Annotated in this window: 21 protein-coding genes; 8 read left to right on the top strand and 13 right to left on the bottom strand. The window is 37.4% G+C overall.

Annotation, left to right across the window (positions count from 1 at the left end; translation table 11 throughout):
• The first annotated feature begins 163 nt into the window (after positions 1–163).
• Together AC3B6D_RS05860 and AC3B6D_RS05855 are read left to right on the top strand one after the other, a co-directional pair.
• On the top strand, positions 164–1,270 hold the full coding sequence (locus AC3B6D_RS05860; RefSeq protein ID WP_489758164.1) for an SLC13 family permease: 1,107 nt from the start codon (positions 164–166) through the stop codon (positions 1,268–1,270).
• Between the two features lie 228 nt (positions 1,271–1,498).
• On the top strand, positions 1,499–3,178 hold the full coding sequence (locus tag AC3B6D_RS05855; RefSeq protein WP_489775150.1) for a hypothetical protein: 1,680 nt from the start codon (positions 1,499–1,501) through the stop codon (positions 3,176–3,178).
• Positions 3,179–3,431: 253 nt separating this feature from the next.
• On the opposite strand, the gene glpO is transcribed toward AC3B6D_RS05855, so the two are convergent.
• The 5 genes from glpO to AC3B6D_RS05830 all read right to left on the bottom strand — a co-directional run bounded on the left by glpO (position 3,432) and on the right by AC3B6D_RS05830 (position 8,636).
• A complete protein-coding gene (gene glpO, locus AC3B6D_RS05850) occupies positions 3,432–5,288 on the bottom strand; it encodes a type 1 glycerol-3-phosphate oxidase (protein WP_489758162.1) in 1,857 nt (618 codons plus the stop codon).
• 247 nt (positions 5,289–5,535) lie between these two features.
• Positions 5,536–5,961: a DUF3284 domain-containing protein gene (locus AC3B6D_RS05845; protein WP_489758161.1), complete on the bottom strand. Its 426-nt coding sequence runs from the start codon at positions 5,959–5,961 to the stop codon at positions 5,536–5,538.
• Positions 5,962–6,174: 213 nt separating this feature from the next.
• Positions 6,175–6,348, bottom strand: a complete 174-nt coding sequence (locus AC3B6D_RS05840) for a hypothetical protein (protein ID WP_489758160.1) — start codon at positions 6,346–6,348, stop codon at positions 6,175–6,177.
• Positions 6,349–6,353: 5 nt separating this feature from the next.
• Positions 6,354–7,709 carry a PTS sugar transporter subunit IIC gene (locus AC3B6D_RS05835; protein ID WP_489758159.1) on the bottom strand — a complete coding sequence of 452 codons (1,356 nt, stop codon included), beginning with the start codon at positions 7,707–7,709 and terminating at the stop codon, positions 6,354–6,356.
• A gap of 69 nt (positions 7,710–7,778) precedes the next feature.
• Positions 7,779–8,636: an RluA family pseudouridine synthase gene (locus AC3B6D_RS05830; RefSeq protein WP_489775149.1), complete on the bottom strand. Its 858-nt coding sequence runs from the start codon at positions 8,634–8,636 to the stop codon at positions 7,779–7,781.
• 103 nt (positions 8,637–8,739) lie between these two features.
• On the opposite strand from AC3B6D_RS05830, the gene AC3B6D_RS05825 reads away from it, so the two are divergent.
• Complete coding sequence (locus tag AC3B6D_RS05825) at positions 8,740–9,210, top strand: nucleoside 2-deoxyribosyltransferase (protein WP_489758157.1); 471 nt, start codon at positions 8,740–8,742, stop codon at positions 9,208–9,210.
• Between the two features lie 422 nt (positions 9,211–9,632).
• On the opposite strand, the gene AC3B6D_RS05820 is transcribed toward AC3B6D_RS05825, so the two are convergent.
• From AC3B6D_RS05820 to AC3B6D_RS05805, 4 genes are all read right to left on the bottom strand, one after another.
• Positions 9,633–10,073 (bottom strand): type II toxin-antitoxin system HicB family antitoxin, encoded by a 441-nt coding sequence (locus AC3B6D_RS05820; RefSeq protein WP_489758156.1) that lies wholly within the window; start codon positions 10,071–10,073, stop codon positions 9,633–9,635.
• Positions 10,074–10,105: 32 nt separating this feature from the next.
• Positions 10,106–10,288, bottom strand: a complete 183-nt coding sequence (locus AC3B6D_RS05815) for a type II toxin-antitoxin system HicA family toxin (RefSeq protein ID WP_489758155.1) — start codon at positions 10,286–10,288, stop codon at positions 10,106–10,108.
• A gap of 238 nt (positions 10,289–10,526) precedes the next feature.
• A complete protein-coding gene (locus tag AC3B6D_RS05810) occupies positions 10,527–11,081 on the bottom strand; it encodes a TetR/AcrR family transcriptional regulator (RefSeq protein ID WP_489758154.1) in 555 nt (184 codons plus the stop codon).
• Positions 11,082–11,234: 153 nt separating this feature from the next.
• A complete protein-coding gene (locus AC3B6D_RS05805) occupies positions 11,235–13,280 on the bottom strand; it encodes a bacterial Ig-like domain-containing protein (RefSeq protein ID WP_489775148.1) in 2,046 nt (681 codons plus the stop codon).
• 629 nt (positions 13,281–13,909) lie between these two features.
• Here AC3B6D_RS05805 and asnB point away from each other — a divergent pair.
• The 3 genes from asnB to AC3B6D_RS05790 all read left to right on the top strand — a co-directional run bounded on the left by asnB (position 13,910) and on the right by AC3B6D_RS05790 (position 16,823).
• Entirely contained in the window at positions 13,910–15,868 is a 1,959-nt protein-coding gene (gene asnB, locus AC3B6D_RS05800; RefSeq protein WP_489775147.1) for an asparagine synthase (glutamine-hydrolyzing), read from the top strand.
• Positions 15,869–16,286: 418 nt separating this feature from the next.
• Positions 16,287–16,451, top strand: coding sequence for a hypothetical protein (locus AC3B6D_RS05795; protein ID WP_489775146.1), 165 nt, complete (start codon positions 16,287–16,289; stop codon positions 16,449–16,451).
• Positions 16,452–16,664: 213 nt separating this feature from the next.
• Positions 16,665–16,823 (top strand): hypothetical protein, encoded by a 159-nt coding sequence (locus AC3B6D_RS05790; RefSeq protein ID WP_489758150.1) that lies wholly within the window; start codon positions 16,665–16,667, stop codon positions 16,821–16,823.
• Between the two features lie 210 nt (positions 16,824–17,033).
• Here the strand turns inward: AC3B6D_RS05790 and AC3B6D_RS05785 are convergent, their stop codons facing one another.
• The 3 genes from AC3B6D_RS05785 to AC3B6D_RS05775 all read right to left on the bottom strand — a co-directional run bounded on the left by AC3B6D_RS05785 (position 17,034) and on the right by AC3B6D_RS05775 (position 20,394).
• Positions 17,034–18,425, bottom strand: coding sequence for a DHA2 family efflux MFS transporter permease subunit (locus tag AC3B6D_RS05785; protein WP_489769532.1), 1,392 nt, complete (start codon positions 18,423–18,425; stop codon positions 17,034–17,036).
• Complete coding sequence (locus tag AC3B6D_RS05780) at positions 18,415–18,846, bottom strand: MarR family winged helix-turn-helix transcriptional regulator (RefSeq protein WP_489758148.1); 432 nt, start codon at positions 18,844–18,846, stop codon at positions 18,415–18,417. Before AC3B6D_RS05780 ends, AC3B6D_RS05785 begins: the two co-directional genes overlap by 11 nt.
• A gap of 168 nt (positions 18,847–19,014) precedes the next feature.
• Positions 19,015–20,394, bottom strand: a complete 1,380-nt coding sequence (locus AC3B6D_RS05775; RefSeq protein WP_489769855.1) for a cytosine permease — start codon at positions 20,392–20,394, stop codon at positions 19,015–19,017.
• A 306-nt stretch (positions 20,395–20,700) separates the two neighbouring features.
• On the opposite strand from AC3B6D_RS05775, the gene AC3B6D_RS05770 reads away from it, so the two are divergent.
• Complete coding sequence (locus tag AC3B6D_RS05770) at positions 20,701–22,107, top strand: basic amino acid/polyamine antiporter (protein ID WP_489775145.1); 1,407 nt, start codon at positions 20,701–20,703, stop codon at positions 22,105–22,107.
• A 115-nt stretch (positions 22,108–22,222) separates the two neighbouring features.
• Here AC3B6D_RS05770 and AC3B6D_RS05765 read toward each other — a convergent pair whose 3' ends face one another.
• Positions 22,223–23,425: a metal-dependent hydrolase family protein gene (locus AC3B6D_RS05765; RefSeq protein WP_489775144.1), complete on the bottom strand. Its 1,203-nt coding sequence runs from the start codon at positions 23,423–23,425 to the stop codon at positions 22,223–22,225.
• A 175-nt stretch (positions 23,426–23,600) separates the two neighbouring features.
• Here AC3B6D_RS05765 and AC3B6D_RS05760 point away from each other — a divergent pair, with 175 nt between their 5' ends.
• Positions 23,601–24,776: a hypothetical protein gene (locus AC3B6D_RS05760; RefSeq protein WP_489769529.1), complete on the top strand. Its 1,176-nt coding sequence runs from the start codon at positions 23,601–23,603 to the stop codon at positions 24,774–24,776.
• Positions 24,777–24,801: the final 25 nt, after the last annotated feature.

The raw sequence follows: 24,801 nt of genomic DNA, 5'->3' as shown, positions 1-24,801 counted from the left end.
AGTCAAATAATTCAGCAAATTCCCCTTTTAATTACGTATTAGTTGAATTTCTTCCAATTACAAGCGCTACCATAAAGTTTTCTCTTTATTCTGCTTGCTAATTAAAGTACAATATTAATGGTTTCAAGTTAATGATCCAATCCGTAGATAAGAAGGTTTATACATGGCCGTTCTCAAAAATATTTTTATGGATAAGATGTTATGGATAGCAGCCACGGTAGCTGTTTTATCCACTTTAGTTAGTAAACCACAATTAGCGGACATTAATTTTCATACAATCTTTTCACTATTATCAATGATGATTCTCGTCCAAATTTTAGAACATATCGGGTTATTGCAGTTCTTGTCAACGCACTTAACTGTCAAAGCCAAAAACTCCCGGCAGCTAATGGAAGCATTAGTCTTGCTGGCTTTTTTTGGCGCCATGTTCATTACTAACGATGTCACCATCTTAATTCTAGCACCGCTATTCTTTAAAATTGCTTCCGACGTTCCTCTAAGTCGGGCGCTAACTATGACAATGATTACCGTGGCTGCCAATCTGGGTAGTTCGTTTACTCCGTTTGGTAACACCCACAATCTCTTTTTACTTTCCCATTTCAATTTGACAGCGGGTCATTTCTTTCGCGTTTCCACACCCCTCATGCTGATTGAATTAATCATCTTAGTCATTGTTGCTTATCTTTTAACTAAACCGGAACCGATGGACGTTCAAATTACGCCCTTTGAAATTCAACTAGGTAAATTAACGGCAACTTTAGTCTTAACTGCGTTTATTTTTTTGGGAATCTTTAAAGTGATTCCGGTTTGGTGGACGACAATTGCCGCTGTTATTTTTGCTTTAATCGTCAGCCCGCAAACTTTAAAAAGAGTTGACTACGCTACTATCTTAGTTTTCGTTTGTTTCTTTATCGCTGTCGGCAACATCAGTCGCTTCCCGATTGTCGCTAAAGTAATTAACAATTTAGTAGCCAGTCCAACCTCCACTTATTGGACTTCATTGGGTTTAAGTCAAGCAATCAGTAATGTTCCTACGACTATTCTAGTAGCTAAATTTACACACCATATTCACGCGCTCTTTTTAGGATCGAATATTGGGGGGCTAGGAACGATTATTGCTTCCATGGCTAATTTATTATCGTACAAACAATATTCCTTTTTCACCCACAAAACAGAAGCCACACACTTTTTGGGTGTCTCTTTAAAAATTAATGTGCTCTTATTAGTTATTTTAGGATTCGTCGGTTGGCTTTTAGTCAAAATTCAATGATATAAAAATTCTTCTTAAAAATGTTCGTATTTGATACGAACATTTTTTTATAGTGTTTTCCAAGTCAGCCGTTTGTGTTTAACTGTACTCAGCCTTCAAGCAACTTTAGTCACAACCTATTATTTTACAATGCTCCAAAAATATTAATTTTTCTATCTAATTGGTTTATCATTCGTAAATAAATATATTATGATGAAGCTATCATAAAGGGATAGGAATTAAACAATCATGAAAACCAATAACTTCTGGAAAAACTGCAGTCTGGGGCTCCTCTATTTAATACTTTCTGGTTTATTTGAATATATGTATTGTTATCATAATTTTATTTGGAGTAGTGACTTACAATTTCACATTGAGCGCATCAGTGAATTAGCCCAAACTAAACTTGGTGCTTTTCCTTACATCACCACCCATACTTTTGCTGGCATTGGTTCTTTGGTTAATTTATTTTATCCAACACAATTTTTATACCCACTCATTATCTTAATGAAGTTAATTCATAACGATCTTCTGGCCCTATATCTTTATTTAGGTTTAGTCAACTTGCTCACGTTAATAATCACTGACTACGCTGTTTATTCATTAACTAAAAAGCGGTCCCAAAGTATCACCACTGCTTTACTGTATACTTTTTCGTTTTACCGCATGGCAGCCATTTATGCTCATTTTGGTATTGGTGAATTCTTAGCAATGACTTTTTTACCGCTTTTATTAGTCGGCGTCATCAAAGTGGCACACAAAAAAGGGGGCCGCACTCAAACCATTATTGCCTTCAGTGGCTTATTGTACACGCACTTATTAACAGCTGTTTTAGCTAGTGTATTAGTGGGCTTGGTCTTAATAGTCCAATTAATTTTGGATCAACACCGGCGGCAACTGATCTGGCATTGGTTGCAAATTAGTGCCGCGACACTCGTCGTGAGTTTTGGTTACTGGGCGCCCGTGCTGCAACACACATATTTGATGCCTTCCAAACTTCAGCCGACTAACTATCAACTCAACCACGTTTTGGTGTCCAGTTGGTCAGAGCAACTGACGACTTTATTAAAAAATCGCACTTTTACCCCACATACTGTGGGCTTAATGTTATTACTCGGCGGACTCCTAGCGAGCGGCTATTTTCTCATTCACTACCGCAAGTATTCCGCCACCACTACCATTCTAGCAATTATGCTCTTCGTTACTTTATGGTTACAAACACCAGCATTTCCCTGGTCTTGGTTCAACCACACGCCCGTCACAGTAATCCAGTTTGCCTTTCGCTTTGGACCATTTTATACGTTATTAGCGAGCTTCTTATTGGGCCAATTTTTAACTTTAATTAAGCCCCTGCTACTGCAAAAACTATTCATGAGTTGGACAGTTATTTTAAGTGTAATGCTGACTTTCCTAGCTTTAGTTGAAGTCGTTAATTATCGCAAAGATTGGCATGAGCTCAACTTAACACAAACCACTTTTGCGCACCCCATCACCGTTGGAGTTCAAAATGCGAAAGTCGACTACTATCCCAAACAAGCCCGCCCTTATATTAATGAATTGTCAGAGGCAACTGGCTATATCAATCACCAAAAGTGTTATTTTCAAGGACAACCGGGGCTTAACCAAATGACGTATCAATTAAATACCAAGCAAACTACTAATACGTTTGACCTTCCCTTCTTAGTCAACGGTCCTAATTATCAAGTCTTGAATAATGGACATGCTATCAAGTATCGTATTTCACGCCGTGGAACGTTTTTAATTCACACCACCACGCGTCACAACCAACTCCAAATTATTTACCAACCAACTTGGTTAGAGCGGTGGGCTAATATCTTAGCCTTTATGGGTAGCTTAGGATTAATCATGGCTGGTTGGTGGGCCGCTACCTACAAAAAGAAGCACAACCAGCATGAACTTCTGAACTAACCGACAATTTCAACTAAGCAAAAAAGGACTAGTATTGCACTAGTCCTTTTTCAAAACAACTCAGCAGACAATTGAGGTTTGACAATCTTTTTTAAGAAAGGGAGAAAATCAAGGAGTTTTTCTACTGCCTGCTGTTTTGTTGTGCTAATTTTACTTAGCATAACAGAATTATATAATAATTTTTGCTTAATGTGTAGTCAATTGCTTGCTTTAACTATTTCAAGCCATTAAATATCATAATATATAAAAATATTTAATTTATATTATTCATTGCTGAATCTGTTTTTAAATAATCTAAACGCGTTTGGGAAATTAATCGTTCTAAGGTTTGTTCTTGATGTTTCTTTTGCGTGGTCGACCAGTGTAAAACATGCGCCATTTCGTCAACAAAGGCTTGCTTTTTCGGTGCTAAACGATCTTGATGGAATAATAAGTAAGTCGTGCGCCGAGCCAAATAATCAACAGGGGTCAGCACCATTTCATGATCAATGGCGTAATGTAAGCTAATCGTATCTGCTAAGGTTAAACCCGGAGCTGGCGAAATCTTGCCAATATAAGCGGCCACTTGATTCGAATTAGAACCATATAAATTGGCTAATTCTTTGGCTTCAGTTTGATTAATGCCTTTTCGAATAAATAATTGTTGATAGTAATCCAACGCTTGCTGTACACGATTGGGATCAAAGTGCCCCCCAGAAACCTGTAATTTGGTTGAATCAATATCTTTTAGTTGAACATTAAAATTATTGGCTAAACCTTGCCGAATTTTTGCCATGGCGCCCGCTGCCATTTTTCGATAATCGGTAATTTTACCACCGGCCAAGCTAATTAAACCATCATCACCCACATCTAACGAAGAACCGCGTGAAATTTGATCGTTATTGAGCTGAGATTCCGCATTCGTAGTTTCCAAACTACTGATAACTTTTTCCACATCACGCCGTTTGGCAAACCCTCGATTATAATCATCAATAATCTCAACTAATAAATTGAAACTTTCGTCCGTAATTTTACCCATATTGGAAGTTCCACCATTATAATCAGAGCTCCCATTGGACTCCAACAGTGGCCGTAACCCCACCCAACTAGCTTCAATATCATTTAACGTAATGTGCAGAGTTGGAAAGCGATTATTAATGGCGCGCAATAAATAATCAACATCTTCTTGCTCAACTTTGGGGTGCTGGTAATCGCCATAATAATCGGTATCTGTAGTCCCAAAATAAGTCTTGCCTTCACGCGGTACTACAAATAACATGCGCCCGTCACCTTCACCCGAATCTGAGTAAGTGGGTTGGGACACCGGTAAGCGATGATGATCCACAACTAAATGGACGCCCTTAGTGGGACGAATAATCTGGCCTAAACCATTTTTGTCATCAAGGCCAATAAATTTAGACGACCACGGACCTGTAGCATTTAACAGTAACTTAGAGCGAATCTTAACGGTCTCATCTGTCAATAAATCTTTGGCAATAACGCCATTAACCACACCTAAGTCATTATGCGTAATTTGTTCTACTTTGACATTACTAGCAGCTAGTGCCCCCAGTTCGACGGCCCCTTTAATATTTTCAATTACTAAGCGTGAGTCATTATTCACAAAGTCTAAATAAATACCGCCACCTTGAAGACCTTCAGCTTTGAGATAGGGATCGCGTTGTAATACTTCATCGCGCGTTAACAACTTATTAGCATATTGTCCCCCAATAATTCCCGCAAATTGATCATAAAGATTCATCGCAACTTTAATATTTTGCATATTAAAAGTTGATTCTTTAGAGTCATAAATCGGCATCAACATTGGAAATGGCCGTGGAATATGTGGCGCAATATGTTGCACAATTTGTCGTTCTGAGACAATATCTGACACAACACCAATTTCAAAATTCTTTAAGTAACGAATGCCACCGTGAACCAATTTGGTAGAACGGGAACTCGTTCCTGCTGCAAAATCTTGCATATCAATCAGGCCAACTTTTGCACCACTAGCCGCTGCTTGCAAAGCCACACCCGCACCAATGATACCGCCACCAACAATTAACAAGTCTAATTCCGAAGTTTGTAAATTTTGGATAATATTTGTTCGTGTTTTATATGAAAAATCCACCCCAATATCCCCCATAATATTTAATTATCTTTGTTATTACAATCGACAATCAGTATAATTTAATCTTACTCAAATTTAGTAAAAATAACAATTATCATCAATTAATTTAAGCAACAATTCGCATAATTGCAACAGATTTTTACACTTCTTTAAGTTAAATTCATAAATTAGTGTTCATAAAAAAATAATCATCCAACTTTACTAAAAAGTTTGACGATTATTTGCGAAAGCTATCGTTCTCCATTAATTAATGACTAGCTTGGTACTGTTGAACAATCTGTTGGCGCATTTTTTTAAAGCGTTTTTTACGTTGCCAGCCAATTAAAAACTGTAATAAGTTGTTATTAGCATCACCAGTCTTAGTCTTTGCTTGAATGATTTCTTGATATTCAAACTTAACATTGTCTGCATCTAACGGTGTCAAATGATAACTAACTTGATAAGTGTTCTTACTCGTTTTTAATTGATAGGCATAATCTTGATCAGGTTGATATTTTGTTATTTGAAAGTGTCCTGTAACTTGATTATTAAAGGTTTTGTCAAACTTAAAGTTAGGCAATTGTCGTGGTTTAACATTCTTGCCAGTTTGCTGTTTAATATCATATAAAACCGAATTAGTTAGCTGTTCAAATAAATATTGTGCCGGAACAGCAAAGTCCAGTGTCATTTTCATAATAAAACCCCTTTTAAAGATACAAGCTGCGAACAATGCCGCTTCAAAGCTGGAAGCTAACCTAGACTAAGTGATTAAGTTGGTTCTTAACTTAAGTTCTTAGTTGTAGCTAAACGCAATTTGCTGACTTTGGGAGTGCAATTTCATAAGCTGCGAACAATGACGCTTCACAATTCAACAGTACAAACAATCATTGCCCCTTTAGCCGTAGTGTTAATGCTTCCGATTTTTCCACCAGAGATACGTATTGGAAAAGACTAAAACGACCCCGGCTAATAAAAACATGTAATAAAAAAATTCTGAATAAGAACGCAAAAGTGGACTCACAACAATAATCAGCAAACCACCACTGATAGCAAACAACGTTCGATTTTGTTTATGCTTCATTATTTTTAATCCTGCGGTTTAATCTTATTAGCAGCTTTCACAAATGGTACATAAATAATAAAGGCAATGAAAGCATTGATAATCTGTAAAATTGGTGCTCGCCAATCTAATGTGGCAATTAACGAATTAATAATCGGCGGCATTGACCAGACAATCTGTGATTTAACGGGCGAAACCCAACCTTGAGATAATGCAAAATAAGAAGTGCTGACCATGACCACTGGTGCTAAAACAAATGGAATAAAGTAAATTGGATCTAAGACCACAGGTAAGCCAAACATCACTGGTTCATTCACATTGAAAAAGCCAGGCGCAATCGCCATTTTTGCAACTGCACGCTGATCATCTCGCTTACTAAAAATCAAAATGGCAATCAATAATAGTAATGTCGAACCAGCACCACCAATCCACGCATACAAATCAAAGGAATTTCGTGTCCAAAAATATGGCAAAGCTTTGTGCTGGGCAAAAGCGTTGATATTAGCGACCTGCGCAGTAAACCAAATAGAATCTAACACCGGTCCTAAAACATTCGTTCCGTGCAAGCCAAAGAACCAAAAGACTTGAACCAAAATAGTCATTAATAAAACGGCTCCGTAACCTTGCGACAAGTTCAATAACGGTTCTTGAATGGTTTTCGAAATAATTTCAATTAAAGTCAGTGAGCTTAATTTAGTGACTAAATATGTGACAATTCCCGAAACATATAAAGCGGCCGCTGCCGGAATAATACCCGTAAAAGCAGACGCAATAGCGGGCGGGACAGAGTCCGGTAACTTAATCGTAATATTTTTTTTCATGAGCCAAATATAAACGGCAATGGCGACGCCCCCCATGATCATCACGGTAAAGAAGCCGGTCGCCCCAAAGTAAGAATTAAAATTAAAATACCCTGGACCACTGATCGTGTTTTTGCTGACAGTTGCTCCTGCTTGAGTAATTGTATGCACATCAGCAGCACTTAACGCTTTTTTGAGCGGTAAAGTAAAGGTTTGCGGCAACGTCATTAAAAAGGTTCCCAGCGTCACAATACCTCCAGTAATCGGTTCAACCTTATACTGAATTGCCATTTGATAACCAAAGGTAAACGCAAAAATCAAACCAAGAATGGCTAAGGAACCAGTCCACACCTGTGTATTAATCCCAATAATGGGCTCCATTGCTTTGACAAAACTATTGAGATGCATTTGTTGGGGAATATCCCGCACAAAAACATTCAAAATTGTGGCAATTGCCCCAGCCATCGTGGCGGGCATAATTGCAATAAAAGCATCACGTAACGCCACTAACCAGCGAATGGAACCAATTTTGGCAGCAATTGGTACTAAATATTTATTAAGCCATTTCACTAACGCATCCATCAAAAATCCTCCATCAAACACTTTTACTTACTAGTATACTTGATTACTTAGTATTCACCAACTGATAACTTAAATTAAACAATTTTCCAATTCAAAGGTGCGCTGTAATTGCGCAAGCGGATCAAAAAATTGTAAATAATACGCCTGTAAGGCCTGATGTTGAAAACCTTGATCTAAGGGGCCCTGATATAAATGGTCGCCTAGTAGTGGATGCTGCAAGCTGGCAAAATGCACGCGAATCTGATGGGTGCGTCCCGTATGCAATTGCACTTTAACTAAAGTCTTGTCCAAAAAACGCTGCAAAACCCAATATTCTGTCACGGCTGCTTTACCATCAGGTAGCACTTGCCGAGCAATTTGGCCCGGAACTTGCCCAATTGGTTGATTGATCACCGCATGATCTTGCTCTAAATTGCCAGCAACCAACGCGTAATAATACTTAGTAATTTGATGTTGGGCCACTAATTGATTAGCCAAGCTATTAGCCAGCAAATGCTTAGCCACCAAGACTAAACCTTGGGTGTCAAAATCTAAACGCGTAATTAAGTGCGGTACTAAATAAGCAGAATGTTCTTGTTTCAGGTGTCCTTTAATGCGATTAACTAAAGTATCTTCCCGATTACTGGGACCTGGGACCGAACTCAAATTCTGGGGCTTATTAACCACCATAAAATTATCATCTTCATAGATAATAGTTAGCGGTCGGTAGCTCGTTGCTACTTGGGGATCGTCAACTTCCGTCGGTAGCTTAATTTGCACTTGCTCTTGGGGTTGCACCAGGTAGTTGCCTAACACCCTTTGCTGATTAACCAAGAAACTGTCTGGTTGTTGTTTCAACTTTTGGTAAAGACGATGACTAATGCCTTGCTGCTGTAAAAATTTTTTTAAAGTTAACTGCTGTTGCTGATTAGTAAATTTAATGTACATTCTTTCACCCGATATTTAAAATTCATCCTGAAAAGACTAGGAATTAGTTGGTCTTTAGATTAAAATTATAACAAAGACAATTAATAATAAAGGAGATCTTCTCATGCAAAAACACATTTATCTTGCTGGTGGCTTTTTTACCCCCAAACAAATTGCCTTGTTAGATCGCGTCGAAGCAGCCTTAAAACAAAATGCAACCGTGGGCTATTTGCATAGTCCCCGCGACCATCAATACAAAGGTGCCAGTGTCGACCACGATCCAGAAGGCATTTTTGGTAGTTACGAATGGGCTAATGAGACCTATCAAAATGATATCACAGCTATGAACTTAGCGGATATTGCCGTCGTTTCTTGGGATAACAGTGATCCAGATACGGGAACCGCTTGGGAAATGGGTTATATGAAAGCTATTCATAAGCCCGTCATCCTAGTATGCGAAGATGATGTGCAAAAAGAAGGTCTCAATTTGATGTTAGTCAAAGGGATTAAAGCATACTTGACTAACGTTGATGAATTAAAATCTTATGACTTCAATCTATTACCTACTAAATTATACGAGGGTGAAGTTATTTAACAAGCTGCGAACAAAACTGGGCAAAAGCTGAGAACTAACTTAGATTAAACTTTTAAGTTGGTTTTTAACTTGAAAGCTTGATCTAAGTTAGGCACAAGCTTTTAGTTTTGTGAGTGCAATTATCAAGCTGCGCCAAGAAGCTCTTAGAAATTGAGCATTAACCTAAAACAAATAGCTAAGCTAATTCTGGCTTGGCTATTTGTTTTATGCTAGGCACAAACTTCTGCTTCTTGGAACGCAATTAAAAAATCCGCAGCAAATTTGCTTAACACTTGGACATAACTATAATAAAATTCTTAAAACTATATTTAAGCATATTAATTTTATTGTAGTTAAAAACTTTGCGAGAGTCATGCAAAAATAAGCTAATTCAATCTTAATATCGCTATGTAAAGCACCCTATAGAGTGCTCTTATACTTGTCTATTTGTTGATATTCATATTTGCTATAGCATTAGTTAAAGTCTGCGAATAATTAATGTTCATTTGCTTGCCTAAATTATCTGCCCATTTCGGAATGGATAAGGTCTTTTTGACCAACTTATTATTTTCTACATACTTAGTAACGTCTACATACACCATTGAAATAAATGATTGACCTTTATCATAATTTAATTCTTCAGGAAAAGGATTATTTTTAGATAAGGATAAATCCTGAATTCTTGATGGTTTAGGAAGCTTTTTTGAATTATCTATATAATCTGCAACAACTATTCCTAGCCAATCAGAAGCCATGAATAATGCATCAGAAATATTCTCACCTTGTGTACCTGAATTTTCAAAGTCAGGAAAAGTAATGAAAAATGGAACTGATTCTAAGTCTGAATCGTCATAATAAAATAACGCTGGATAACTTGATAACATAATTTTTCCTCTTTCCGAAAGGAAAAAGCCGACTACATGAGACCGGCTTCTTTTCTGATTCCACGTTCGGTAAATTTATTTAATTCTCCGTGTGGAACAGTAATAGGTCTTTTGCCGGGTTTACTCATTTTAATGTGCGAACTTTTACCACCCTTGGTCTTTTTCCAACCATGGGCTTGAAGCAAATTAACCATTTCCTTTTGTGTCATAGGCATGTGCACTTTACCTCCTGACAAAGATTATTTTAGTACGTATAATACGTATAGTAAATAAATATGGAATGATTTTACCAAAAACTTTAAAGTCAGTACCTATAAAAATATCTCAAAATAAAATTAAAAATGATGGATAACAATGTAATACACAAAAATAAGCAATTAAGTCGATTTTTGACTTAATTGCTTATTTTGCTACTATAGCTAATTGTTAGTAATCAAAATTCACTTAGTTCTCTTACTCACAAATCTGTTTATATGCCTGCGCAAAACATTGCACCAGATAACTCGGTGGCTCTGGATTTTCTTTAGCTAACCAAGTAATAATGACAAAGTAAAATCCCCCCGAAGTAAAAGTTTGTAAATATTCAATTTCTGTTCGTGTACCTTGTATATGAGTTGGTAGTTTCAAATCATCGTATATGTCGATAAACTTATCATTCCAAATTTTTAAAAAATGATCTGCCAAGTTTTGTTGAATCAAAATTCTAATTGTTTGGCGTTTATCCCACCAAAAATTAAACAAATTACCCAGAGATTCTTCCACAGTCAATTTTTGAAAGTCTTCTGCTAAAATAATTTGGCGATATTCACAAAAGGTTGTCTGACAATACCAGTCGATTAAATCCCCCTTATTAGCAAAAGAGCGGTAAAATGTCCGTCTATCCAACAAAGCATTAGCGGCAATTTCTTTGACTGTGATTTGTGAATAATCCTCCTCAGTCAACAGTTGGAGAAATGATTGCCATAACCATTGACGTGATTGTTCTTTAGTTTGTTCTTTGCCATTCATCGTTTACTCCTGCTCGTTACTAATTCAAAGTAGTAGTTTTTGTTTTAATCCTGCGCCGCAGCTAATTGCTTTTTCCTCATGACATCCAGCTTAAAAATAGCAGACCATGACGTCTTGAATATTGCCATTGAATTACTGCTCAATTTTACGAACTCATAACGAGTTCGAAATAGTCCACGTAACAGTTCGATTAGCCAGTCCTGATTTTTGAGCGGTAACTGGGACCATTAATTTCCATTTATCGGACTTGATTAAGGTGGAAAAATCATAAGTATACGGATAGTTATCGCTAGCTGTTTGCGTTGGCACTGGTACAGGTAGCAAAGTGGGTGTTGACAAATTCTGCCATTGATTGGTTTGATCTTTTAAAAGTAAACTACCAGCTAATTGTGAATTGCTCTGTGCCTGAACTAAAAATTGATAATTAGAATTTAACTTAATACCAATTTCCACTGTCAAATTAGCATTCAACTGTGGATTTAAGAATGTGGTCTTTGCTCCTCTATAATGGGTTCCAAAATCAAGAGAGCTGGGACAAGTCTTGATTCTAGGAGCAGCCAAGACGGTCACCGTTACTGACTTAGAAACTTGTTTGCCCGTGGAGTCGATATAGGTGTAAAAAACATTATAATCACCTGGAACTTGGGTATTAACATTAGCATTAACTTGCACTTGACTGGGATAATCTGTAGCATTCAAAACTTTACCATCTTGGTCAGTCACAGCCAATAAATTATCGTACTTTTGCCACGAATTACCTTGCATAATTTGACTATCTTGAGCTTTTAAGCTAGTTTGATTCTTCAAAACTGTAATTTTCCGAGTTGTATCAGCAACATTCGTAGCATCGCTTGGATCTACGGCATGATACTGTAAAGAATAGTTGCCAGGCACTAGATTAGTACCATCTGTTGGGTAGCCATCATAATCGGTAATCGTAAGCTGTTTTTTAGCTAATGCACTGTTGCCTTTGATGGCTGTAATATCTGTATAAGGATCATAAGTTTGATTCTCATAAATAGTCTTATCTGGATTAATAAAATAAACCGTTCGTTTATCCGTAACCGAACTAAAATAAGTCGCCAGCGAAAATTCTTTAAAAAAGCCTACTGTCGCGTTGACATAATTGATATTCTTTAAAGAGGCTTCAGGTACATAAACTTGTAAATATAATGGTTTCCAATTAACTTGACCATTAGCATCACGATATTTGCTGGCATCGACTTGGACTGAATTAGCCGTCATGGTCCATTTCAAAGTGGGATCTTGCGTAATATCTACTAAGCCAGAATCCGCTTGCTTTAATAAGTGAACGTGTTGTAAATCGATCGGGTCTTGTGATTTGAGACCTAACTTAGCACCATCAGGCTTGCCAATTGATGCTTGGTAATTAACTTCATAACCAAAATAATACTGACCGGCACCATTTTTATCTTGACCATTGAATGTATAAGACGACCAAATCGAACCACCAACACTGACACCACTTGTATTGATATTGGTAGTATGACTACCTAAATTTTTATTAGGATAATAAGGATCAATAAACGCAGCGGAATGATCAATGGCTGACAGATAACCGGGGACACTGCTACTACCATTACTTTTGGGAATGGTTTTAATATAATAATCTAAGTCGGGTAAATTAACGAGACTATCAGCAGTCTGCACTTGCGTCTGAATTTTTCCCGGGATGGGAGTTCCTTTGTTTTGACCATCCCAATTGTAAACATTGGTACCACTTTGGTAATTAAAATGAATTTCATCCACTCCCGGGGGCACGTCCTTAATAGTTGTAACAATCATCGAACCATCACTCTGCTTATCATAACTAAAATAGCTATTACCAGTTTGATCACTCGGTAAACTGACTGACAAAATCCGCAAGAAGTTATCACTACTCACTGGATAAGTACTATTGCCAGCTGTGATGCTCATCTTAAACTTGGTATTAGCGGGAATTACTTGTGCTCGATTTTTGTGCGTGATGATCATATCGATGGTGACAGCGGAGTTACTCCCCGCGGGATTACTCAACGTTCCTTGCGGAGATTCAATTAAACTAATTTTGGCACCATTTAAAGTAGTTGGATCGTAGTCGTTCACTTCATAATTAGGTAATGCTGTACGCGATAAAAAGTTATGAACCGATAAACTACTAGCCTGAGATTGCAGTATTGGATTACTTTTGAAAAGCACCCTGCCTTGGACTGGTGTAACAACTATTAACAGAACCAAATAACTGAAAATTATACTAAAAAACCAGATTAACCGCTTTTTATTCATCATTACTTATCTTCCAACCTAAATTAATAATTTTCTCATCATCACATAACAATTCGCAATATTGCTTATTATTAACCTAGGTTTTGTAAAAATGAATAGTTCGCAAACAAGTGCTACAAAAGTAATATTTTGTGACATATTTATTTAATCAATTTATTACAAAAAATCTTGCACTATTTTTCACTAATTAATTTGATTGTTCCAGCGCAATTGATGTAAAAGATATTTAGCGGTTGAATTTTAACTTCTCAAACGTTTCCTCAGTATATTGACTGTCATAGTTAATCAGCATTTTTCATATTTTTTGATAAGCTTTTTTTCCGGACGTGCTCAGTTAAATACTAGTTTCAATTAAATTGAACTATGACACTTCTCGCTCACTAAAATTTTTTCAACGAATCAATCCTTAGCTGATTATCAATATTTTATTTTTTAAAACCCTTTAAAAGCTTGGCGGAACAGCTTAAAATTAATTTTGATAAATTGACACTCTGACTATCATTAATTAAACTGATGATATCAGTATATAGGAGGAATATTTAATGTGCGGCATTATCGCTTTTAGCGACCCGACTGTTGACGACAAAGAAACAACGATCCAGTCCATGATGAAAATGATTGAACACCGTGGTCCTAATATCAAAGGCAGCGGTTTTTATACCAACGACCAAGTAGCCCTTGGCTTTCGCCGACTAAGTATTATTGACCTTCAAGGTGGCAAGCAACCAATCTATAATGAAGACAATTCAATTTTAGTGACATTTAATGGTGAAATTTACAATTATCAAGATTTACGTAGCGAATTACTCAAAGCTGGTCATACTTTTACTACTGAAACAGATACTGAAGTATTGCTACATGGCTATGAAGAATGGGGTATGGCTGGCACGCTAGAACGCGTGCGCGGCATGTTTGCTTATTTGATTTGGGATAATAATAAACAGACTTTATACGGTGCGCGAGATTTCTTCGGTATTAAGCCGCTATATTATTATCAAAATGGTGAAACCTTTATTGTCGGTTCTGAAATTAAATCTTTCTTGAAGCACCCTAATTTTAAGAAGGAATTAAACCAAGAAGCGATCAAACCTTTTTTGATGAATCAATATAATGATTTGAAAGAAACTTTCTTCAAAAATGTTTATCGCTTCCCAGCAGGGCATTGGTTTGAGTTACATGATCAAGACTTGCAAATTCATGAATATTGGGATGCGCAATATCAAATTAACCACCAACGTTCAGATCAAGAAACAGTCGCTGAAATCGACAAAACAATCAAAGATTCTATTAAATTGCACAATATCGCTGATGTGCCCGTGGGGAGCTTCTTATCTGAGGGAGTGGACTCCAGTTATGTCACTTCCGTTTTACATCCACAAGAAGTTTTCAGCGTCAACTTCGATAACGGTCCTTACGATGAAGCTAGTGTTGCTAAGCAATTAGCGGATGAAGAAGGACTTCACTTTAATCAAGTCACCGTTAATGGTGACGAAGCTTTTAATGACTTTGCCGAAATGCAATACCACTTAGATGAACCGGATAGTAACCCTTCGGTGATTCCCCTTTGGTATTTGTGCCGCTTAGCCCGCAAAAAAGTAACCGTCGCCTTATCAGGTGAAGGGGCTGATGAATTATTTGCTGGCTATGTTAATTACGGAATGCATTCGCATAATATGACTATTAAAGTCTTTGGCAGTGGCTTACACAAATTGCCCAAAGGCATCCGTCAGCACTTGGCTAAGGACATCAAGCATGCGCCTAATTTCCCGGGAAAAGTTCATTTATATTGCCAAAGCGCCCAACCATCAGATTATTACGTTGGTGAATCCTTAATTTTTGATTTACAACAACCGACTATTTTCACCTCACAGCAAGCCAATGCTATTTTACAAAAACCGTATCAAAATGATTTAACAGTCAATGGTATCTATCAAGAAGACTTTGCCAAGGTCCAAGATGCTGAAGAAGTTAAACAAATGCAATATATTGATTTACATCACTTTATGCTCAATGATATTTTGCAAAAAGCCGATAAGATTTCCATGGCTCATTCTTTAGAATTAAGAGTGCCTTTCTTGGATAAAAAAGTAGCCGAATTAGCTAACTCCATTCCTTCGAAAAAATTAATTAATCGGCATGATACTAAATATATTTTCCGTAAGGCTGCCAATCGTCACTTACCAGAAGACTGGGCCAAACGTCCTAAATTAGGCTTCCCTGTTCCGGTTAAAACCTGGCTCCGGGAAGATAAGTACTTTGATAAAGTTCAAGACTTATTTAGCCAAGACTGGGTCAGTGAGTTCTTTGATCAAGATAAAATTTTACAATTATTGCAAGATAATTACGATGAAAAAATTGACGCTCGGCGGCAAATTTGGAACATCTATACTTTCTTAACTTGGTATCAATTGTACTTTATTGACTTTGACGGTACCGTTGAGAAATATGCACACATGCAACCGGATGTGCAAGCCTTTATGGATAACGGAACGCTAGTTTAATTAAGCTGTGACAAAGAACGATTAAAAAGCGAAAACCAACCTAGCCCAATTTAAAAGTCGGTTTTTGACTTTTTATATGGCGTAGTTAGACGCAGTCTTTTGCTCTTTGGAGCGCAATTCTAACGCACTGCAACAAGAAACACTTAGAAATTGAATACTAAAAAAATAAGCAGTTAAGTCAAAAAACGACTTAATTGCTTATTTTTTATTGATTTATCTAAAATAAAGCTTTTAGTAGCAAACTGATAAAAAGCTGAAGAATAGTTTATCCGAACCGCCTTAATTAACGGACATTCTATATAAAAATTTGAGATTAAATTTTTTATGCTTAATCAAAGCAGAAACAAAATATGCTACAATAGTTAGTGCGATAAGTTTTATGGGCGATGACTGTTTGTTCTCAAGGAGGTGCTTGCGTATGAGAATACGGAAGAATCAACAGAAAGGATATCCAGTCTTACTTGAATACCTATCAGGTATTGGTGTTGATGATTGCTTTTGGCACATTAGTTGCCACAATCATGAACAAAAAGTAATAAAAAATCGTCCTATCACAACTTTGGCAAGTTATAGGACGATTTAATATTGTTGTAATAACTTAGTCACCGCCTTTAAAGCGGATCGCTGAGGGATTGGTGCTTGAACGCCTATCCCTTTTTCATTACCAATATAACATATTTTTTGGCAAAAATCATTTTTCAATTGATAAATAATTTAATCTCAGTAATATGCTACAATAGTTAGTGCGATAAGTTTTATGGGCGGTGACTGTTTGTTCTCAAGGAGGTGCTTGCGTATGAGAATACGGAAGAATCAACGGAAAGGATATCCAGTCTTACTTGAATACCTATCAGGTATTAATGTTAATGATTGCTTTTGGCACACTAGTTGCCACAATCATGAACAACAAAAAGTAACAAAAAATCGTCCTACTAATAACTTTGACCGGTTATAGGACGATTTAAAGATGTCATGTAACTAGTCACCGCCTTTAAAGCGGGGCGTTCAGGGATTGGTGTTCGAGCACCAGTCCCTTTTTCATTACTATCTTAACACATAACTTATTTTTTGAATATGATTTTAAACATCAAGATGATACTATGCCAAGAAAAAACAGTTTCATAACTTTATACATATTTTCCCGTTATAGTGCTCAAAAAACGAATTAACGCTGCTTTTTAGGTAAGAATTTCCACAAAATAACGAAGACTACAATAGCTAAAATTAACAACAAAATAAAGGCATGCTGTGTTCCTTGAATCGTTTTTTGAGTCAAAGATAGATTCTGCTGTAATTGACTCTGAGCCACAATCGCAGCGACTAAAGAAGTGCCCACAGCACCCGCTAATTGCTGCAAAGTATTCAGCCAAGCATTACCATCCGCCTGTTGTTGATTATTTAACTGTTGTAAAGCACTAGTCATAATGTTGCCATAAGCAATGCCAACGCCACCCATATACAGAACATACAAACAGATTAATAATCCTGAGTTCAGATGAGCGGTTGCTAGAGTAAAGATCAACAAGCTCACAATTGCTAACAAAACACCACTCAAAATTGGTTTCCTGGCACCAAAGTTATCTAACAATTGGCCGCCAAACGGTGCCAAAATAGCTCCTAAAGCTGCGCCTGGCAAAACTAATAAACCGGCAATCGTGGTACTTTGATGATTCACCAATTGAATATAATTAGGTAATAAAAACGAAGTTCCCAAACTAATAATTTGAAAACAGAAAAAACTAATTAGATGTCCGCTAAAACTAGCTTGCTTAAATAAACCTAAGTTTAAGACCGGTTCTTGGGTGTGTTGATAGCTAATAATAAATAAGATGAGACCAATAATTCCTAATAGCCAAGCACCGCTAACTGACCAACTCCACAGTTTTTTGGTTCCTAAATTACTAAAGCCAAAAATTAAGCCCACAAAAAAGATTAGTAAACTAATGATCCCCGACCAATCAAATTTAGTTTTGACCAATTGACTGACTTGCTGGATACAACTTAAACCCAAAATTAAAGAAATTACTAGAATTGGCAGTAACAAAACAAAAATAAAGCGCCAACCCCACAGATTAACGACCACTCCGCCAAAAGTTGGCCCAACGGCTGGTGCTACTGCGGTAATTAAGGAACCAATTCCCATCATAAATCCAATTTTTGCCGGCGGAACTTCTTCTAAAATAATGTTAAACATTAATGGTAAGGCAATCCCTGTTCCTAGTCCTTGAACCATCCGTCCCAAAAGCATCACTGGAAAAATTGGTGCACAGGCATCAATGATTAATCCAACAATAAATAAAAAATTAGCTGTTAAAAAGAGCTTTTTAGTTTTAAAGTTTCGTTTTAACAAAGCCGATAGCGGTACTACGATTGCCACCACTAATAAATAAATCGTCGTCATCCATTGAACAGTAGCTGTAGAAATGTGAAATTCGCGCATCAAAGTGGGAAAAGTAATATTCATGGCCGTTTCTACGACCACTCCACAAAATGACATCAACCCTGCAGCTACAATAGCGCCGATGACTTTCGGCGTAATGGCTTTATCAGTTTTCATTTTTTTTGCGTCCTCCTTGTTGATAATAAGTTAAAATCTCTTCAAATATTTGCACCTGTTGGGTGGAAAAATGTTGTTCTAATCGTGCTTGCTCCTGTTTCATATAACGCTTAATCACTTGCACAATTGCTTGACTATGTTCAGTCAAAAATACTGCCCGTTGGCGCGCATCGACTTGACTAGTTTGGCGCACCACTAATTGCTTTTTTTCCATACGCTGTAAAATTAAAGTCGCCGTAGAACGCCGAATATTGAACTCTTGCTCCAAATCCCGTTGTAAAACCTCAATCTGCGAATGATCACTTAAGTAATCAATAAATGACATCTGCATACTAGTTAAATCATATTTTTTAGCAAATTGGTCAAAATCATTCGTCATTTGCCGCGCAGCTTTTTGTAATAACCGACCAGTGTTGCGCACTAGATTCACCTCACATTTCAAACGTTAGCTAGCTAACCTTTCAAAAAATATATTCTACACTTAACTAAACGATTGTCAAGAATTAAAAAAGTTGGGACAATCAGCTTAATAATCGGTCCGCAGACCCGTTATTAATACCTGATGATCCCAACTTTACCTACTAAGAGATTAAGCTTTTTTCCTGACTACCTTGCTTTTCATTAAAGCCCAATAAATTATGGCACTCACTAACATGGCAATAAATGTTGCACCAACACTGTCATTAATGATTGCCCAGCGCCGCAAAACAAAATACAAAATCACTCCTACAATCCAAGTTCCAAAAGCATTGATATTGATACCGTGATGATACCAATAACGACCGTTGGGCCGATCAAAGTCATCAATTTGATATTGCCGGTGATTTAAAATGAAATAATCAACCAAGAAAATTGCAATTTCGGGTCCTAAGAACATACCCACTCCATCTAAAAAGAGTTCAAAAGTTTCTAAGAAAGTTGTCACATAAGCCGGAATAAATGTTACTACTGTCGCAACTAAGGTCACAATCCACAGTGCAACCTTTAATTTTAATTTTGGGAAAATATTCGTAGCCGCTGAACCAGCGGCCATCAAGTTCACCGCATTCGCCGTCGTACTAGTCAGCATGATCACAATTAAGGCCAATGCACCCAAGCCCAATTTGGTAGCAATCGTACTTGGATCGGAGTTATTGGGATCAAATTTATTCAGACTAATCGCGGTCGCAATGGTCGCAACAATGCCCATTAAAGCAAACCAAACTAAACCCAAGTTGGCGCCAATAAATGACCACCAAGTGGCGCCCGATCTTTTCTTGGCAAAGCGACTAAAGTCCGCAGCGGCGGTGACCCAAGCCAAGTTAAAGGCAGCAATCGTATCAATCGCTACACCATTAGCTAAATGTAATTTAACCGGTGGTTGCCAAGATAAAATTTGGCTCAAGGGCACCATTCTTAAAACAATAATTGATTCCCAAAGAACAAAAATGGTGACCAAAATAATGCCAATGCGTTCAATCCATTTAACTGACTTTTCGCCTAACGAAATACTACCTAAATGTAGTAAGGACATAATCAGAATGCCAGCAAATAAGCCCCACCGATTTAACGTTTGATTGTGCGAGGACCAACCAAAAATTTCCCGCAAAATATAACTTACAGACACTGCCGCAATGTAAGTATTAACCGCAGCCCAACCGATAAACTGAACAATATTAATCAATGACGGTAGAATCGACCCCTTAACTCCAAAGGAACCGCGCATTAACGTCATCGTGTTTAAGCGACTTTGATATCCGGCTAATGAAACCAAAGCCAATAACAAATAGGAAATAATCCCCACAATAATGAGTAACGTTGACGAAGTCAAAAAACCACAAGCGGCAATGACCCCGCCTACATACCAAGTACCGTTATTGGCGTTTGCCCCAATCCAAGTGGCAAACATATCCCAATTAGACATATTTTGTTCAGAACTGCTGATGACGTTTTGCTGTTTAAATCCCAATTTTAAATTCTCCTTTGTCATTTTAGGTACAAAAAAAGCTCGCAAGTTCAAACCTCCGAGCAGAACTGAAACCGTGCTCCTTTCTTAATCTCACAGGATTAGGTTAAAAGGACTAAACTTATGACCTAGGTTACTGATTTAAAATGTAAAAGTCAATGGATTTTTCAAAAAGATTTTAGTTAACTGCTGAAATTTGCTATGATAGTAAGGCTTAGTTTTCAACCTCAATTACAAATCATCTCAAAGTTCAAACGTTCTGGAAAAACTGAAGCTATTGATCAATCAACTTTTCACCATTTGAAATAGTATTAAGGAGAAATTGCTTTCATGGAAAATAAAGCAAAAAAAATTAACGGTTTTACCTTAACAACGCTGGTTGTCACTACTGCGATTGGTTCGGGAATCTTTGCCTTAAGTAGTGATTTAGCCAAAGCGGCCGCCCCCGGTCCAGCATTAATTGCTTGGTTAATTATTAGCGGTGGTATTTTATTATTAGCTATGACTCTCAACGATCTCTTACAAAAGCGGCCCGATTTACAGGGAATCTTTAGTTATGGTCAATCTGGCTTTGGCAATTTTTGGGGGTTTATCAGTGGTTGGGGCTATTGGATGTCCGGTTGGCTTGGTAATGTAGCTTTTTCAACCGTTTTTATGAGTACCTTGGGCTATTTTTTTCCCATTTTTCAAAAGGCCAACGGTTGGCCAGCAATTTTAGTAGCCAGCCTGTGTTCATGGTTACTGACGTTATTAGTGAATCAAGGCGTGGAAAATGCTGCCTTGATTAATTCCTTAATTACCCTGTGTAAACTCATCCCTATTTTCGCCTTTATTGTGGCATGTTTACTCGTTTTTAATACCCATGTCTTTAGTTCTCAGTTTTGGGGTAATCTGCACAACAATTTGGTCTGGAGTAGTGTTGCTCCCCAGGTTAAAAGCTGTTTTATGATTATGATGTGGTTGTTTGTCGGTATTGAAGGCGCGACCGTATTGTCTTCACGCGCTAAGAGTCAAAAAACTGCTGGTAAAGCAACAATTATTGGTGTTAGCTGTTTGTTGCTGATTTATATTCTAGCCTCTATCTTACCTTATGGTTACTTTAGTCGAGCTCAATTAATTCATGCGCAGCAACCGGTGATGGCTTACTTATTTCAAAAAATTGTGGGCCCTTGGGGTGGAACTTTCATTAGTATTGGTCTTTTAATTTCCATTTTTGGCGCCTGGATTTCGTGGACCATGTTGCCGGCTGAAACTCTCAGCACCATGGCACAGCATCATCTCTTGCCCCAAATTTTAGGTAAAAAGAATCGGCATCAAGCACCGACTTTAGCGTTAATTGTCACCGGCTTAATGGTTCAAATCTTTTTATTAACCCTGCTCTTTACTGACCAAGCTTACGAATTAGCTTATAGTTTAAGTACCGCGGCAGTAATTGTTTGTTACATCATAGTCGCCGCTTTTGAAATTAAGTTTTCATGGCAACAAAAAAATTGGCGGACCTGCTGTTTGGGCTTAGGAACCATCAGTTTTGAAATTATCGGGATTACTTTATCCGGACTACAATATTTACTAGTCTGCACCATTATTTATTTGCCCGGAATTTATTTATACTATCATGTTAACCATCACGAATTAAATACTTCCTTATCTCCGAGCGAACGCGTAGGCACCACCAGTTTAGCTATCATTGGTTTACTGGCATTAGTCTTGGTGAGTTTTCACCGATTAATTTTGTAATTAATTAGACAAAAATAGGCTATGGCATCTGCAGTTAGTTTTAACAAGTAGTTGAACTTTGATTCACTTCTTATTAATCCGACTACACAATGCTTTAGCCTATTTTTCATTAAATTTAATATTGGCGGATCCCTTGTTGATAGACCTGCTTGTCTTTTTGGGCAACAGCTTGAATATCAGCTAAGGGATTTTGCTTCAAAACGAGAAAGTCCGCATATTTACCAACTTCCAAAGTTCCATACTCTGCGTCAATCTTCAACAATTGGGCCGCGGATTGACCAGCTGCCTGCAATGCTTGAAAATTCGTGGCACCGACTTGCGTCATTAATTGAAATTCTACTGGGACATCCGTAAAATCATTAAATGGCGTTCCTGAGTCGGTTCCAAAAGAAATCTTCACACCAGCTTTGATAGCTTTACCGATATTAGCAAAATAATCATCTAAAAAAGCACTCGCTTTATCAAGCATATATTGGGGCAACTTGCCTTGACCATAGGTTGGAATCGTATAACCAGCAATCAAGGTTGGCGTTAAGAAAGTTCCCTTTTCTAACATTAACTCAATGTCTTCATCACTCACATAAGAACCATGTTCCACGGAATCAACTCCCGCAACAATCGCGTTATGGATGCCTTGACGTCCCTCGGCATGGGCTGCGACAGTCATGTGTTTAGAATGGGCTTCTTCAACCGCAGTTTGAATTTCTGCCAAACTCAACTCTGTATCATCAATTTGATCCGTCGGTGACATTACCCCACCGGTCGCCATCACTTTAATATTTTTAGCACCATGTTTAAACGCAGTGCGCACAGCTTTACGCATTTCATCTTGCGAATCAGTTAAATAACCCCAGTTCTTTTCACCATAAGTTCCTTCTTGAAAATCTCCGTGACCACCAGTCATCGACATTGGTCGTCCTGATGGGCAAATCTTCGGGCCCTTAATCTGATAGACGCCAGCTTGTGCAATTTTATTTAATTTAATATCAACATCAAAGACACAACCACAATCACGAATATAAGTGACACCTGTTCTTAACAATGCTTGTAAATTCTGCAAAGCCGCCACAGTTGCATCTGTTTCATTGACGAATGAGATATCGCCGTCATTTGGATCCATCATAATATGGGTATGCACATCAATAATTCCCGGCATTACATATTGACCCGCTAAATCAACCGTTTGTTGAGCTTGAGGTGCCGTACCCGTTCCAGTTTGTGTAATTTTACCTTGGTCATCCACTTCAAACCAGGCATTCGCCAATACTTCATCTTTAGTACCCACAAACAAGTTACAATTTTTATAGACTGTTGTCATTAAAGAACCCTCCCTTTTAATTAAAATACAATTAAATATTTATACATTGTAATTTACCACGTTAATCGCATAAAGTCACGCTTGAATTTTTTATATTGTCGTTTTATGATTAAAAATAAATTAATTAGATTTGCTTTTATTAATTTTAAAGCAAAAATACAAGGGGGCTTTATCAATGAATTCTTTAGTTGCTTTAGGCATTGTGATGTTATTTTTACTAGTTGGAGAATGGGCTTCCAAATTTACCAAGTCTTATTTACCATCCGTCTTTATTACCGCCATTTTATTTGTGATTGGATTTTGGACAATTTTGCCTAAAGATATTGTTGCTAAAGCTTCTTTCAACACTAATTTTGCCAATATCTGCATCTCATTATTACTAGTACATTTAGGAACTTTAATGGATTTAAAAGAACTATTACAACAATGGCGCGCGGTTTGTATTGCTTTATTAGGAACCATCGGTGTTATTGCTTTAACCTTAACTGTCGGCACTGCTATTTTTGATTGGCGCACCGTGGTTGCTGCTATTCCACCGTTAACTGGTGGTTTAGTTGCCGCTTTATTAATGACGAATGGCTTAAAAGCTGCGGGCATTAGTACTTTAGTCACTTTACCAGTAGCCATGTTTGTCTTACATTCAGTTGTGGGCTATCCATTAACTTCTGTCATGCTCAAAAAAGAAGGTCGGCGCGTTTTAAAAGAGTACCGGGCCGGCAATATTGCTGATCCACAGCAAACGCAAAATGCGAATACTTCAACAACTCCCAAAAATGTGCTCGGCATTCCAAGTGATTATCAAACTTCAGCTTTTATTATTGTGCGGGTGCTCATTGTCGCCCTATTAGCCAATGGCTGTAGCATGTTAATTCATAACGCGATTAATGCGAATGTTATTTGCTTAATTTTTGGCGTAATTGCTCATCAATTAGGCTTTTTGGAAGACAATGCTTTAAACAAAGCCGGCGTCTTTCAATGGTTAATGTATGGATTATTAGCTTATATTTTCTCCCAATTAAGTATTACCACACCCAAAATTATCGCTGGCGTTTTAGTACAAATCATTGTGTTAATTGCTTTAGGTCTTTTAGGAATGTTTTTAGCATCTTGGATTTTAGCCAAACCATTTAAGATGAGTCCTGCGATGGCCTTTGCTTGTTCTCTAACTGCCTTATTCGGTTTTCCCGCTGATTATATTTTAACTACTGAAATTTGTAGTCAATTAGCTACCAATCCTAAGGAAGAAGCAGTTTTAAATGACCAAATGCTCCCCAAAATGTTAGTGGGCGGTTTTGCCACTGTTTCGGTGGCTTCAGTCATTATCGCTTCTGTGTTCTTAAAGATGTTATAACTACAATTCACAATTAAAAAGTTAA

Source organism: Bombilactobacillus sp. ESL1097, assembly GCF_058107205.1.
The sequence above is the reverse complement of the archived record's forward strand: the minus strand, read 5'-3'. Positions and strand labels throughout refer to the sequence as shown.